The following is a 14,676-nucleotide window of genomic DNA, read 5'->3' on the forward strand; positions in this document are numbered from 1 at the left end:
ACCTTCCTTCACTGGACGAATGGTTTGCAAGCCAATTAACTGCATAGTCACAGGGCTGTTCCATATTTTTTAAAAACCCGATATTGTCAGGTTATTTGGCATGCTCTTTTTTTTGAAAATGCGTTCCACGGTTAAAAAATAGACGATTTTTGACCCACTCACCCCTTATTAGACTCAGAATCATGCCTCTAATTCCGAGCTACTATAACATATAAAAAGGTGTCCAATTCGATCCGATGTAAAAGTTGGAAATTATTCTTTTATTTCTCCAATTCCTTCAATCTCTTGAGTGCCTCTACCGGATTCAGACTGTAATAGTGAAGATACCAATTTTGGTCGATAATCCGGTGGTGTCCTGTCACAATATGCTTTTGTACAATGAAATCGCCGCTTCTTCTGACCTCCGTCCACCACACTTTCCCGCCCATCGTCTTATACCATACTTTCGATTTTCCGTTAGACGCAACCAAGTCAATGATCTCTACAACTGATTCCCCAAACAACGATTGCATAATCTCCCCATTACGGAACAGCAGGGCAACCAATGCTGCACCAGTAAAGCCCAGAGTTTGTCGTCCTTTTTCCACCTGAACGAGTGTCTTTTTCGAGATACCTATCATCTCCCCCATTCTGTCCTGTGTTACATCCGCTTCAACACGGATCAATTTCAACTTTTCCGAGACCAATTGATCAAACAATTCTTGAGTGAGTTGATTTTCCTGATGAGCGGCCATCGTGACACCTTTCTTTATTGCATTATATACACTTTAGTAATATTTAGTGTAATTTTACACAACGAGGATAAAAATGTCAATTCCAACTAACCACAATCAATGGCGTGTATGCAAAAACATACTGAGAGAGAACAATTATCTAGACAGGAAAGTTGCCTCCGTGGAGTAAGTAACGGTTTCGATAATTGCTTTGCCGTGGAAAAAACAAAACCCGTGCAATGTGCACACGGGGTTGAAGACATCTTACAGATTATCTTATTGAAACATCCGGAATCCGCGACTCTTTAAAGTTCGGATTGCGAAAGCGCTCGAGAAGGCACCGAAAGCCACCAAAAGCAGCAGAATCCAATCCACCAGTTGCAGGCTTCCTCCCACTTTCAGCATAATGTAAATGAACAGACCGACAAAAACAACTCCACTGCTCATCCAAAATTTTGTTAACATGTTTAATATAAAACCTGCACCAAACGAGACAATGAGTGCCAGCAACGCCAAAAGCATAATCATTACCATTTCCAGTCACCTCTTTTACAAAACCATATCGTCCTCATTGTACACGAGTGTCACACCATCCACAATCCATTTTTTGAGGAGGAATTCCCTTGCGAATTATATCGATCTGTCCAAGCAATACTGAAATCCTGCATGCACTTGGACTTATGAATCAAGTGGTGGCGCTTGATGATTACTCCGACTGGCCGCCCCATGAAACAAGCAAACTCCCCCGGTTGGGTCCGGATTTGAACATTAACATGGATCAATTGGAAAGCTATGAACCGGATTTGGTAGTCGCTTCTCTCTCTGTGCCCGGAATGGAGAAAAATATTGAACGGCTTCAGGAACGCGGAATCCCCCATGTGGTTCTGAACCCCAAAACAATTGAGGAAATCTACAATGATATCAACCTGGTGAGTGCCCATACAGGGACAGAGAAAAAAGCGTCAGAAGTAATTTCTTCCTTACAGGAACGCTTGGAACATGTAAAAGAAAAAGCGGCCAAGCGCACATCCACTCCCCGCTTGTACTGGGAATGGTGGCCCCGGCCTTTCATTTCTCCGGCTGGCGGGACATGGCTGACCCCAATCAGCGAACTTGCCGGTGCGGTGAATATTTTTCATGACAAACCCGGTGACAGCGTAGTTTATCAAACGGCGGAAGAAATTATCAACCGGCAGCCCGACTATATATTTGTTGTTTGGCCCGGCGTGGATCCCCGAAAAATCAACCTTGCTACTGTACGAAACAGGGACGGTTGGGAGCAGATCCCAGCCATTCGGAACAACCGGATTTATGTACTGGAAGAAGGTCTGTACTGTCGGCCCTCCCCGCGTCTGTTTGACGGGTTGGAACAGCTGTTTCAGTTGCTCCATGGCGAATAACCTATTTGGATTCTTGCCGTATCCATAGACATTCAAGGTCAGTACCTGCAATATAACGCTCGATCTCGGCCATACCGCCCAACACGTTCGTGACATCGGCAAACCCGTTCTGCAGCAAATACAACATGGTATGATAGGAGCGAATGCCGTGAGCACAGATGCAGTAGATCGGTTTGTCTTTCGGGAGTTCGTGCATACGTGCCGGAATGGAATTGATCGGAATCAACTTCACCGGTTTCAGGTGCGACTCCGTCCATTCAAAAGGCTCGCGGACGTCCAACAGAATCGCATCGTCGAGCTCTTTGTTTTGCAGCTTCGCCAAAAATGCTTTGGGTTCAATCTGTTTTTCTGTCATTCGAAAAACTCCCTTTCTGAAACAAAGCCCCCTGTGGAAAGGGGGCCCGATTTTACCTATTCGGTTTTACATTCCGGATGAGCCTCACTCCAACGGTGCCCAACCAGACAACCGCCACTGTCATTCCGGAAATTGCGAAAATCTCACCTGCCAATTTAAGGCCAAATCGATTGTACATCAGTTCCCCGATTTGCAAAAGCCCCAATACCACAGCCGCATACATCCAGTCATGAATTTTGCCTCCCATTACCCCATTCCCCCAATAAGGTATTGTTGAATAATAAGTACTATAAAAAAAGGGTGCCGTCAATGCACCCCTTTGATATGTTACCTTGTGAAAATATGCTTGCCGATCCGCTTAATCTGAGGTCTGCTCCAAATCCATTTGGAGGTGGCCGTTGCCGGGTTGAAGTAGTACAAAGCTCCGCTCGAAGGATCCCATCCGTTAATTGCATCTAAGGCAGCTTTTCTCGACGTGGAGTTCGGCTCCAGCCAGATCTGTCCGTCATCCACGGCTGTAAAGGCTCCCGGTTGGAAAATCACTCCCGCCACGGTGTTCGGGAAACGGGAATGATCGATCCGATTCAGTACTACAGCCGCCACAGCCACTTGTCCGATATAAGGTTCCCCCCTTGCTTCGCCATACACGGTTCGCTGCAACAAACGAATGTCGTTTGGGGAAAATCGGGAAGAGCCGGTTCCTGACGCCCCGGGCCGCCAGTTTTTAGTGGCTTTCCAAAGCATTAGTTTGGTCTTGGGTCCTAATATTCCATCAACCCTTAATCCAAACCTGTATTGGAAATTTCTAAGGGCCCAGTATGTCTGATCGCCAAACACGCCGTCAATTCTTCCCTTGTAATACCCCAAATACTTGAGACGTCCCTGCATCTCCCATACGTCCCCTCCGCGATGACCTTTGTAAGTTGTTACTTTGCTGAAGGCGGGCACCGGTTCGTTTTTCAGTGAAGAGGACTGGGTCAACCCGAAACTGGATAAGAGAATGACAATGATCAGCAGTAAGGTTCGATATGTTTTCATACCCTTATCATGCAGCGGAAAAGCCTGCACTATAAAGGAATAATTTTCCTGTCTAGCGTTGAAGCAGCGCAACACTTTCCTTTAATTGTGCAATCACATAGTCGATATCTTCTTCCGTTGTCGATTTGCCAAGACTCAATCGGACAGAGCCAAGTGCGGTTCCTCGTTCCAAGCCAATTCCCCGCAACACATGTGACGGCTCCACCGAATCCGATGTACAGGCAGAACCCGCCGAAGCGGCGATTCCTTTCCGCTCAAGCTGTTGAATCAACATCTGACCGTCGAGCCCGGGAAAAGAAAAGTTCACGTTATGGGGCAGCCGTTCCGTAGGGTGACCGTTTAAACGGCTGTTCGGGATACCGTCCATCACGCCCTGAATCAAATTGTCACGGAGTCCTGCCAGTCTTTTCGACTCTTCCTCCAACTCTTCCACGGCCACTTCAAGCGCCTTCCCCAATGCCACAATGCCCGTGACGTTCTCCGTTCCGGGACGAATCGCCTTCTCTTGACCCCCTCCGTGAACCAGTGGGGCTATCTGTACTCCTCCCCGAACGTACAAGGCACCCACACCTTTCGGCCCGTAAATTTTATGGCCGGTCAGTGTTAACAAATCGACGTTTAACGCCTGCACGTCAACGGGAATTTTGCCAACGCTCTGCACGGCGTCGGTATGAAACAAAATGCCCTGTTCCCGGCAGATGCAGCCGATTTCCGCAATTGGATTGATGGTGCCGATTTCGTTGTTTGCATGCATGATCGAGACGAGTACAGTGTCCTCCCGCAGCGCTTTAAGGAATGTCTCTATAGACACAAAACCATATTCATCAACAGGCAGTACAGTCACTTCAAAACCTTCTCGTTTCAAATGGGAAAACGCATCCAAAACCGCATGATGTTCAATCGTGTTTGTAATCAGGTGTTTTCCTCTATTCGCGTTCGCACGAGCCGCACCCAAGATAGCAAGATTATCCGCTTCTGTTCCGCCGCTTGTAAAGAAAACCTCTTGAGGGCGGGCGTTTATAGCTTGGGCGGTTTGCTGCCTGGCCTGCTCAATCAGCTTCCGAACGGGTCTCCCAAACTGATGCCCCGATGACGGATTTCCAAACGCTTCCGTTAATACGTTCACCATCACATCTATGACTTCCGGACGAACCGGTGTTGTTGCTGCGTGATCCAAGTACACTGTCCGCATGACAATTCCTCCTCCGCTTTGAGTATATCAAAAAATCTCTTGTTGGTAGTGTAGGCTGTATAGCGTCCCAATTATTGCGAATCCTAAATAAGAATTTCTTTTTTATCCGTTAGGAGGGACTCTATGCGTAAACTTCTGATTGTCTCCGTATGTTTGTTAACACTGATCGGTTGCCAGACGACACGTTCGGGAACCCCAAGGCAACAGGCGGTACCGGCCCCGCCACCAGCGCCAGCCCAAAAGGCATTCACTAAAACTCCGGATCTCCTGCGGGCTGAAAAAACCGAATATCGAAACGGAAATGAAATCGTGATCCACGCTCGCCCGATTTCGGAAGCGGACGCTATGAATCTTCGTGATGAGTCCGTTTTGGACCCGAAGAATCTGGACTCTGTTCAAGACTATGTTACCTACATGCATCCTGACAAAAAGATCGATCGAATTACAGTAATGAACGGCGACCAAAACGTATTGTCAGTTCTCGATCACACTGACAGCGATTCGGACAGTCCACACGCCTCAGGTATGGCGGAAAGTGCAGGGGCTGCAAGGGTTCCCATACCGCCGCCCGGTGTGAGAATGGATGGCGATATCACACCGTTGGCTGCTCCCAACTCCAGCCGAGAACAGAAAGTGGCAGCCCTGCGAAAAGTTGGCGAGTCAAAATTAGGGATGAAATATGTTTGGGGACATAATGAGGATCGAGGACAGGTTGGATTTGACTGTTCAAATTATGCAGAATATGTATATCATCACGCTTTAGGCTATTTATTTACCACTTCCAGCAGAAAACAGTACCGTACTGTAGGAGTTCGCGTTCCTGTCGCACAAATGCAGGCAGGCGATCTGGTGGCATTTAACAATGGAGGGCATGTAGGCATTTACATGGGGGATGGCCGGATGATTCAAATGGGTGGCGGAACAGGAAAATGTACGTATCTGCCATTAAAACCCGGATCGTATTGGTATAAGCGTATTTCAGCCGTAAAGCGCATGTTTTAAAGTCAACCCCCTAGTAGTTCAACTACTGGGGGTTCACCTTTACCATCTGCAATACTTAGAGAACAAGCCCCATTTTTTCTTTGGCAGCCTGTAAAGTCGTGGCTGCTACCGCACGCGCCCGTTCCGCACCATGCTTCAGCACATTCAAGACTTCGCCAGACGCCAGCAGCTCACGATGACGCTCTTGAATCGGCTGCAGATGGTTCACTACGACTTCCACGAGATCTTTTTTCAAAGTACCGTAGCCTTGTCCCTGAAAACGCTCCACCAGCTGTTCAATTGATTCGCCGGAGAACAGGCTGTGAATCGTCAACAGGTTGCTGATGCCAGGCTTTGTTTCGGGATCATAACGAATCTCATTTTCCGTATCGGTTATGGCTTTCATGATTTTGGACTTGATTTCATCCGGAGTATCCGCAAGCGTAATCCGATTGAAAGGGCTTGGGGCGCTTTTGCTCATTTTCTTGGTTGGATCATCGAGCCCCATAATTCGTGCGCCAAACTCGGCAATCAGCGGTTCCGGAATTTTAAAAATCTCACCGAAACGGTTATTAAACCGCTCCGCCAAGTCACGCGTCAACTCCAAGTGCTGCTTTTGGTCGTCTCCCACCGGTACCTGATCGGCTTGATAAAGCAAAATATCGGCCGCCATAAGTACAGGGTAGGTATACAAACCGACCGTCACATTTTGCTTTCCATCGCTCTTGTCCTTGAACTGTGTCATGCGGCCAAGTTCTCCGAAATAAGCCATACATTGCAGCAGCCATGCCAACTCGCTATGTTCCGGTACATCCGATTGGACAAAGATCGTCGATTTGTTCGGATCAAGTCCTACAGCCAGATAGAGCGCGGCGAGGTTGATCGTTTTTTCCCGTAAGACTGCCGGATCCTGCGGAACTGTCCACGCATGCAGATTGACAATGGTAAAAAACGATTCGGTTGTCTCCTGAAAGTCTACGAATCGCTTTATCGCACCCAAGTAATTTCCAATCGTCACATCACCAGTCGGTTGAACACCCGATAATACGCGTTTCATAAGTAACCCCCAACTTCTGCAAATATATAGTTATCAGTATAACAAAACATGCAAAAAAAGGAACCTCCCATTGAGCAGGAAGGATCCGTTTAGCCACGGCTTGGTTGATAAAAAACCACATAGATCCGCCCATTGCTTACCCAACTTTTGATAATCAGCGGTTTATCCAGCGTATTTCGAAAACGCAGATCTTTATCATCATAAATTGTCGCATCCCGCCCAACCCCAACATAAGGAACAGGCTTCGAATGAGGATGACGCTCGGTGATTTGCATATGAGAATCCAGAGCCACGTTATATAAGGTTGACGACACTTGACACATGCCGCCTCCCAGTTCCTGTTTCAGTTCACCATCATCTCCAAATACAGTTCCCTTTTTAAACCCCTTGGATTCGGTTGGCATACCGACAATTTTATTAAATGAGAATTCCTGCCCCGGTTCTACGACTGAATTATTGAGCAATCGGGCGGTGACTCGAATATTCTCCACCCTGTCCGGTTTGGTATCCAGGATCGGTGTGGAAAATTGCGCTATCCGCTTGGCATTGACCGGCGCTGCCGGATGAAGATCTGCAGCGGTAACAGCAGGCGGGACGGTCTTCCAGATCGGCTCTACCCGTTCGCCCGGTTTGGCTTGCAAAATGCGCTGTTCCGTCTTCTCAACATCCAGTTCCCGACCGGGACGCTCCGGAACCAAATTGAAGCTTTGCGCTTGTTTGTGTGCATTTTGCGGTTTTTCTTTAAACTGCGGGGCAAGCCTTTGCAAATGAGAGGACAATTCTCCCTTTGGCACTCCCCCTAGTGAATGATCACCTAATTGGACGCCGACAGGAATTCGATCGGCTCGATAAGAGGAAAATCTCGAACCTGACGGAGGCTCCGGTGAAGATTGCTGCAAACAGCCGATTGTTGGGCTCAACAGAAGAAACATGCCAGCTCCCAATAACACAATCCGATTCTGAGAAGCACGCATTCAATCACCTCCTGTCTCTAGTGTTCGCACTCACCGAACCCCACATCCGCCCATATCATGGTAATGACATTGCGAAAAGCGGGTGAGCGAATGAGGGTAGAAGCTTTGTTGACGGCCATTCAGGAGGGGTCCGATAAGTTTGGGGGGATCACCCATAACTCGAAGAAAGTTCAACCAGGATACGTATTTGTTGCCTTAACAGGAACAATTCGAGACGGGCATAACTACATTGAGGAGGCGATCAAAAAAGGAGCCGTGAGCCTGGTCTGTGAAAGGGAAGTTTCGGCTCCCATTCCCACATATCTGACAGATTCTCCCCGTTTGTGGTTAGCCCGCTTGTCCGCCGCTATTTATCAACATCCATCTGCCAACCAGCACGTAATCGGTGTAACCGGTTCAAACGGAAAGACCACGATTACGGCGATGATTCATTCCTTTTTTAAAGAAAATGGGATTCCCTGCGGACTGATTGGTACGGTGGAAAATGAGGTGAACGGGATTCGTACGCCGGCGGACTTAACCACCCCCGAAGCACCTGATCTGCAGCGAATGTTGTCCGAAATGTTGGCGGTCGGCACCCGGCACGTGGTGATGGAGGTGTCGGCGCAAGGGGTTGACATGAAGCGGATAGAAGGAACCCATTTTTCAATCGGAATCTTCACGAATCTAACCCCGGATCACCTTGATTTTCATGAATCGATGGAAGCTTATTTCGAATCGAAAAAGTCCTTTATGAACACCTTGTCTCCGAATAAAATCGGGATTTACAACTGGGATGATCCCCTTGTCCGACAGGCTGGACTAGCGAGCCGCAGAGAAGTTTTCTCTTATTCTTTATGGAATCAAGAGGCCGATCTGTCAATTCGATCACTTCACGTCTCTGCAACCGGAAGCCAATTTTTTGTAAAGCTCGGTTCTAAACTGCACAAGTATGATCGATTGATTGAGTCGTTTCCGTTTCAACTTGGACTGCCCGGAACTCATAACGTGTCGAACGCTCTTGCTGCCCTTCTTGCGGGCATCTTATCGGGACTGGATCCATTGTGCATGAGACGAGCGTTGAAAAAATTTGATCCCGTAATTCGCCGCATGCAACTGCATGAATGGCGTGGAGTGCAGATTGTGGATGATACAGCGATGAATCCCGGGTCAATAGAAGCGGTTTTAACGAGCTTTCAACCGCAAAATTTCAAACGGATGCACATTGGATTTGCGATTCGCGGGAATCGAGGATTAGAGGTAAACAGGGAGAATGCGCGTGTACTGGCCGACTGGTACAATTCGTGGAAACGGAGAAAGCCTCAAATTATTGTTACCTCATCGGAAGGACATGTTGGGATCAATGATCGGGTGAGCCCGGATGAGGAGTTTGTTTTTCTCGAGACATTACGGAAAAAAGGGGTTCCCCATACCTACTATGCCGAATTGCCTCGAGCGATTGAGCATCTAGCAAAGACCGCATCCGCGGGCGACTTGGTTTTTCTGTTAGGAGCGCAAGGGATGGATGATGGATACAGCATTCTGTCCCAGACCCGGAAGATAAAGGATTTGGTGAACGAACCGTCCTCTGCTAGAATAGTTATGTAAACTATATTCAATGCAGAGGAGGCTCGACAATGAAGAAGCAATTCACTTCAAAGAGCCGTCGGGCATCCGTCCTGACGGTTCTTATTCTTGGTACAACCCTTCTATCTTCCGGCTGCTCAACCCTGTCCGCGTTGGCACAGCCTACCGTGACGGTTGGAGAGATTGCCGTTAACCCTAAAGATCCGAAGTCTGTAGAGCGGACATTGGACCAATTGGCCGCCCGCTATGAAAAGCCGGCGATTCCGGTCCATAAGGATTATGATACAAATACAATCATTTGGGAGACACCTGGGAAGGCTCTCGATCGGGAGAAAACAAGAGAGCGGATTTTGAATTCAACACCCGGTTCAAAAGTGGAGCCGGTTTTGAGAACTGTTCCGGCAGCTGTAGGTGCACGTCATCTGGTAACCGAGGTTCCGGCCGGATACGAGAAAATCGGCGAGTTCTCCACCAAGCTCCCTTATGAAAAAGGATATCTTGCAAATATTCAACTGGCTTCCAATTTCCTGACCGACTCCGTTGTTATGCCGGGAGAAACCCTGTCATTCAATAAGGTGACCGGCTTTCCTACTGCAGAACGCGGATACCAACCGGGACCGGGAATTGAAAACGGTAAAGTGGTTCAAATGTACGGTGGAGGCATCTGCCAAGTCTCTACCACGCTTTTCAATGCCGTAACTGCGGCAGGGTTGGAGGTTGTCGAACGCCACCCGCACAGTCTGCCTGTCTCGTATGTACCGTCTGGCAAAGATGCGATGGTTTACATTGAGGAAGGCTACGATTTTATCTTTAAAAATAACCGTTCTACACCTGTGATTGTGAAAAGCAAATTGCACGACGGTGTCGTTACGGTAACAATTTACGGTAAGTAAGCATTGTTCATCACCTCACCGATTTACGGGAAACCTAAGCAGCAAAGAGGTGATTACATGACAGCCGGATTTGTATATGTGATGGTTCTGGCAGTATCGGCCCTTCTGGCGTTTTATTTAATTTCAAGAAGCTTGAAAGCCCGAAGCACAGTTGGAGGCAACAGGGTCGAAGGCGAAAGGGACTATAAAATGCCTGCCGGAGGAATTCAATTGGGCCGACGCTTTACCCCGGAAACCGGGTATCTTGATTCTGTTGAAACCGATGAAGGGTTGAATCCGAATCCGATTACAACAAGCGATACACTGAAAGAAACATTGGAAGCGCAGGACAAAAACCCCCGCACGTAGATGCGTCAAATGAGAAAGCCCCTGATCACAGGGGCTTATTTGAGTTTTTTCTTCTGCCGGCTGGCAATATCAAACCACACGGCGAGTACCAGAATGGTACCTTTCACAATATACTGCCAAAACGTCTCCAACCCGATTAAACTCATGCCATTATCAAGACTTGACATGACAAGTGCACCAATCAGAGCACCGACAATTGTGCCAGCGCCCCCCATCAAGCTGGTTCCCCCGATGACAGCGGCTGCAATCGCATCCAACTCATAATTTTGTCCGGCGGATATTGTTGCAGATCCCAGACGGGAAGTAAGAATCAAAGCAGCGACAGCCGATAAGAGGCCCATTAAAACAAAGAGGATCAACACTCGAATTTTAATATTAATCCCCGAGAGCCGTGCCGCTTCCAGGTTGCCTCCGATTGCATAAACATGGCGCCCAAACTTGGTCCGATTCGCGACAAACGAAAACAGAATCGCCGCAATAATTACAAAAGCAATCGGGAAGGGAATCCCTTTATATGCATTCATGGCAAAAACAAATGCCAGGACCAAGCTACTGTAGAGAACCATTTTTAGAACATCCCTGTAGAGTGGAGACACATCAAATCCGTATTTCATTCTGGCTGTGCGTTTGCGCCAGATACTGTAGACGATCGCCAAAATTGCCGCTCCTCCGAGAATCAAACCGAATCCCGGTGCAAAATAAGCGCTCCCAATCATAAGAAATGCAGGATCGGAAACAGAAATTGTCGTGCTTTTCGTAATGCTCATCAAAACGCCCCGGAACGCAAGCATTCCTCCTAATGTGACGATGAATGCAGGAATATTTCCATAAGCGATCAGCGATCCTTGTACCAACCCGATTACGAATCCGGCTGCGAGGGTTCCGGCAATTACGACGGAAGTGGGTTCTCCCATCCAGGTGCTGAGAATCGCGGCTACCCCGCCTGTCAAACCGACTACAGAGCCAACCGACAGATCAATATGACCCGCTACGATAATCAATACCATTCCAATCGCCAGGATCGAAGTCACAGCCATTTGCGTAAAGAGATTGGACATGTTTCTTGCCGACAAAAATGTGTCATTCAGAACCCCAAAGAAAATCCAAATGGCAAGCAGCGCAGCCACCATGGCATACGCTCGAATATCAATTTTGCTCAGCTGTGCACGTAAGGCAGCACCCGCATTTTTTCCGTTGATATTGACATTTTGAACTGAATTTTTGACGGTTTCCATCTATTTTCCCCCCGTTGCGGCAACCATGATCGATTCTTGTGTAGCTTCTCGGCGTGAAAACTCAGCGGCGATTGTCCCTTCATGCATGACCAGTATGCGATCACTCATGCCGAGGATCTCCGGTAATTCCGATGAAATCATGATGATCGCAACCCCCTGTTCCGCGAGCTGATTCATTAGGTTGTAAATCTCGTATTTGGCACCCACATCGATTCCTCTTGTCGGCTCATCGAGAATCAGGATCTTCGGATTTGCCATCAGCCATTTGCTCAGTACGACTTTTTGTTGGTTACCGCCCGACAAAGAGCCGACCGCCGTTTCAAGTGTTGCCGCTTTAATCCGCATCTCTCTGCGGTATGAGTCAGCAAATTTTATTTCCTCGTTTTGATTGATTACGCTTGCCCTGCTAATTCTGCCGATATTTGGCAGACTGATATTTGTTTTTACATCCATTTCCAGGACGAGCCCAAACCGTTTCCGATCTTCCGAAACATAAGCGAGGCCTGACTTGATGGCATCTGAGACGGAACGAATTCTTAACGGCTTCCCCTCAATTTTCACCGTGCCGTCCGCTTGTCCTCCGTATGCGCCAAACAGGCTCATGGCCAGCTCGGTCCGCCCCGCTCCCATCAAACCTGCTATGCCAAGAATTTCACCTTGTCTCAGCTGAAAAGAAATATTCTCAATCATCTTTCGTTCCGGAAATTGTTCATCATAGACATTATACCCGTCAACTTCGAGTACCACCGCCCCGGTTTTCCTCTCAACGCAAGGATATCGCTCGGTTAATTCACGTCCCACCATGAGAGCGATCACCCGATTTTCATCCAGTTCGGAAGTGGGAAGGGAAGCAACCGACTGGCCATCTCTCAACACGGTAATCGTGTCAGCTAAGCGAAAGACTTCATTCAATTTATGAGAAATATAAATACATGCAACCCCTGACTTTCGAAGCTGGTCCAGGATATCCACAAGCGTTTCCACTTCGGTTTCCGTCAAAGCAGCCGTCGGCTCATCAAGGATCAGGATCTTGGCATTCTTGGCTAATGCCTTGGCAATCTCAATCAATTGCTGCTGTCCGATTCCCAACCGGCCCACTTTGGTGTCGGGACTTGCATCCAAACCTACACGTTCCAGCCATTTTTTAGTCTGGAGATACATTTCATTCCAATCGACAATTCCATATTTTCCGGGTTCAACACCCAGAAACATATTCTCGCTTACAGTCAGTTCTTTTACCAGCGCTAACTCTTGATGAATAATTACAATCCCAGCATCTTCCGCATCTTTAATCTGTTGAAATTCTTTCGTCTCGCCAAAAACTCGAATTTCTCCTTCATAGGTTCCAGCCGGGTATAAGCCCGACAGCACTTTCATGAGGGTTGATTTCCCCGCCCCATTCTCTCCGCATAATGCGTGAATCTCCCCCTGACGAACATTAAAACTCACCTTGTTGAGTGCTTTGACGCCGGGAAACTCCTTTGTAATTGAGTTCATTTCCAGTGCATACATACTTCCATCTCCCGTGTGAAAGATAGTGAGAAAACGTACGGACTCTAATCCTGAACAGCCCGTACGTTTCCCATTGTTCAACTCTTTATGAATCTGATCAGTTAACCTTTGGCCATTGGTCTTTCGGCACATACTTGAATACTTCTTCGAGTTTCTGGTAGCCATCCTTGATCACTGTTTCGACCAGGTTCTCTTTCGACACGGGAACGGGAGGAAGGAGAACAGACGGAACATCGATCTTTCCGTTATTTACCTTCTGCTCGGCCTCGGTAACGGTTTCTTTTTTCGCCATCTTCACTGCCAGTTCGGCCGCCATATTGGCAATTTTGGTGATCGGCTTATAAACGGTCATTGTCTGTGTGCCCTCTACAATGCGTTGAAGTGCCGCCAATTCAGCGTCCTGGCCCGATACAGGTAATTTTCCCGCAAGATTCTGTCCCTTAAGGGCCTGGACGACTCCGCCTGCTGTACCATCGTTCGCCGCTACAACCGCCTGGATGTTATTTTTATTGGCTGTAAGAGCATTTTCCATGTTCTTCAGAGCTTCTTCCGGCTTCCAGTCTTTTGAGTACTGGTCATAGACGATTTTGATATCGCCTTTATCCGCAAGAGGTTTTAACACATTCATGGCACCTTGACGGAATAAGATGGCGTTGTTATCCGTATCCGCACCGCCGATGTAGGCAAAGTTTCCTTTTGGCGCTTTCGCAACAATGGCTTTTGCCTGCATCTCACCGACACGCACATTATCAAACGATACGTACAAATCAACATCTGCATTTTTAATCAAGCGGTCATAGGACAGAACCTTAATTCCCGCGTCATGTGCTTTTTTCACGATAGCGGCAGCTGCCTCCGCGTTGTAGGGAACAACAACCAGTACATCGACACCTTCACTGATTAATTGCTCAGCTTGACTGAGTTGTGTTGCGCTGTCGCCATTGGCTGCAAGCGTTTTCACGTCCGCGCCAAGTTCTCTGACTTTCTTTTCGAAGAGTGCTTTGTCTTTTTGCCAGCGCTCTTCTTTCAACGTATCCATCGAGAAACCTACAACAATTTTCTTGTCCTTTTTCGCTTCATCCGATTGTTTCGAAGAAGACCCTGTGTTCACAACAGAACACGCGGTTACACCGCTTGCCAATACAACTGTTAATAATCCTGTAAATACTCTTTTGGTCCAAATTTTCACCGTTTTTGCCCCCTTACTAGAATCCTGGTTACCGCTTTCATAAGAGTTGTCTGTGTTTCCTTTCTCCTCCTTTCCCGTTTTCCACACTCAATTGAATTATGCAGCAAGAATCGTTCCAACTACTGTGTTGTTTGTGTGCAAAAACATTCTGAATACTTAATCTATAAAGAAAATTTGCTGTTGTTGGAATCGGAGGAAGAGGATGATCAACACACAAACGACA

Annotated in this window: 16 protein-coding genes; 5 read left to right on the forward strand and 11 right to left on the reverse strand. The window is 47.6% G+C overall.

From position 1 onward, the window contains the following. Positions 1–260 precede the first annotated feature (260 nt). Entirely contained in the window at positions 261–734 is a 474-nt protein-coding gene (locus ACFO8Q_RS14445; protein ID WP_380026516.1) for a helix-turn-helix transcriptional regulator, read from the reverse strand. Between the two features lie 255 nt (positions 735–989). Next, on the reverse strand, positions 990–1,247 hold the full coding sequence (locus ACFO8Q_RS14450) for a hypothetical protein (RefSeq protein ID WP_380026517.1): 258 nt from the start codon (positions 1,245–1,247) through the stop codon (positions 990–992). 89 nt (positions 1,248–1,336) lie between these two features. Here ACFO8Q_RS14450 and ACFO8Q_RS14455 point away from each other — a divergent pair, with 89 nt between their 5' ends. Continuing rightward, positions 1,337–2,113 (forward strand): ABC transporter substrate-binding protein, encoded by a 777-nt coding sequence (locus ACFO8Q_RS14455; protein WP_380026518.1) that lies wholly within the window; start codon positions 1,337–1,339, stop codon positions 2,111–2,113. A gap of 1 nt (position 2,114) precedes the next feature. Here ACFO8Q_RS14455 and ACFO8Q_RS14460 read toward each other — a convergent pair whose 3' ends face one another. From ACFO8Q_RS14460 to nifS, 4 genes are all read right to left on the reverse strand, one after another. Next, complete coding sequence (locus ACFO8Q_RS14460; protein ID WP_380026519.1) at positions 2,115–2,468, reverse strand: rhodanese-like domain-containing protein; 354 nt, start codon at positions 2,466–2,468, stop codon at positions 2,115–2,117. Between the two features lie 52 nt (positions 2,469–2,520). Then, positions 2,521–2,715 carry a hypothetical protein gene (locus ACFO8Q_RS14465; RefSeq protein ID WP_380026520.1) on the reverse strand — a complete coding sequence of 65 codons (195 nt, stop codon included), beginning with the start codon at positions 2,713–2,715 and terminating at the stop codon, positions 2,521–2,523. Positions 2,716–2,795: 80 nt separating this feature from the next. Further along, positions 2,796–3,506: a spore cortex-lytic enzyme gene (gene sleB, locus ACFO8Q_RS14470; protein WP_380026521.1), complete on the reverse strand. Its 711-nt coding sequence runs from the start codon at positions 3,504–3,506 to the stop codon at positions 2,796–2,798. 52 nt (positions 3,507–3,558) lie between these two features. Continuing rightward, positions 3,559–4,698 (reverse strand): cysteine desulfurase NifS, encoded by a 1,140-nt coding sequence (gene nifS / locus ACFO8Q_RS14475; protein ID WP_380026522.1) that lies wholly within the window; start codon positions 4,696–4,698, stop codon positions 3,559–3,561. 123 nt (positions 4,699–4,821) lie between these two features. Between nifS and ACFO8Q_RS14480 the strand changes: the two genes are divergently transcribed. After that, entirely contained in the window at positions 4,822–5,700 is an 879-nt protein-coding gene (locus tag ACFO8Q_RS14480) for a C40 family peptidase (protein WP_380026523.1), read from the forward strand. A gap of 55 nt (positions 5,701–5,755) precedes the next feature. On the opposite strand, the gene trpS is transcribed toward ACFO8Q_RS14480, so the two are convergent. Next, a complete protein-coding gene (gene trpS / locus ACFO8Q_RS14485; protein ID WP_380026524.1) occupies positions 5,756–6,736 on the reverse strand; it encodes a tryptophan--tRNA ligase in 981 nt (326 codons plus the stop codon). 89 nt (positions 6,737–6,825) lie between these two features. Continuing rightward, positions 6,826–7,710: a VanW family protein gene (locus ACFO8Q_RS14490; RefSeq protein WP_380026525.1), complete on the reverse strand. Its 885-nt coding sequence runs from the start codon at positions 7,708–7,710 to the stop codon at positions 6,826–6,828. A 90-nt stretch (positions 7,711–7,800) separates the two neighbouring features. Here ACFO8Q_RS14490 and ACFO8Q_RS14495 point away from each other — a divergent pair, with 90 nt between their 5' ends. The 3 genes from ACFO8Q_RS14495 to ACFO8Q_RS14505 are packed head-to-tail and all read left to right on the forward strand — an operon-like array spanning position 7,801 to position 10,517. Further along, on the forward strand, positions 7,801–9,297 hold the full coding sequence (locus ACFO8Q_RS14495) for a Mur ligase family protein (RefSeq protein WP_380026526.1): 1,497 nt from the start codon (positions 7,801–7,803) through the stop codon (positions 9,295–9,297). A 29-nt stretch (positions 9,298–9,326) separates the two neighbouring features. Further along, entirely contained in the window at positions 9,327–10,169 is an 843-nt protein-coding gene (locus ACFO8Q_RS14500) for a VanW family protein (RefSeq protein ID WP_380026527.1), read from the forward strand. A 57-nt stretch (positions 10,170–10,226) separates the two neighbouring features. Beyond that, positions 10,227–10,517, forward strand: coding sequence for a hypothetical protein (locus ACFO8Q_RS14505; RefSeq protein ID WP_380026528.1), 291 nt, complete (start codon positions 10,227–10,229; stop codon positions 10,515–10,517). A 35-nt stretch (positions 10,518–10,552) separates the two neighbouring features. Here ACFO8Q_RS14505 and ACFO8Q_RS14510 read toward each other — a convergent pair whose 3' ends face one another. The 3 genes from ACFO8Q_RS14510 to xylF form a co-directional block, all read right to left on the reverse strand. Continuing rightward, a complete protein-coding gene (locus ACFO8Q_RS14510) occupies positions 10,553–11,752 on the reverse strand; it encodes a sugar ABC transporter permease (protein WP_380026529.1) in 1,200 nt (399 codons plus the stop codon). Then, positions 11,753–13,264 carry a xylose ABC transporter ATP-binding protein gene (locus ACFO8Q_RS14515; protein ID WP_380026530.1) on the reverse strand — a complete coding sequence of 504 codons (1,512 nt, stop codon included), beginning with the start codon at positions 13,262–13,264 and terminating at the stop codon, positions 11,753–11,755. It lies immediately after the preceding gene. A gap of 97 nt (positions 13,265–13,361) precedes the next feature. Next, positions 13,362–14,453 (reverse strand): D-xylose ABC transporter substrate-binding protein, encoded by a 1,092-nt coding sequence (gene xylF, locus ACFO8Q_RS14520; RefSeq protein ID WP_380026531.1) that lies wholly within the window; start codon positions 14,451–14,453, stop codon positions 13,362–13,364. Positions 14,454–14,676 lie beyond the last annotated feature (223 nt).

Source organism: Effusibacillus consociatus, assembly GCF_042652925.1.
Taxonomy (GTDB): domain Bacteria; phylum Bacillota; class Bacilli; order Tumebacillales; family Effusibacillaceae; genus Effusibacillus; species Effusibacillus consociatus.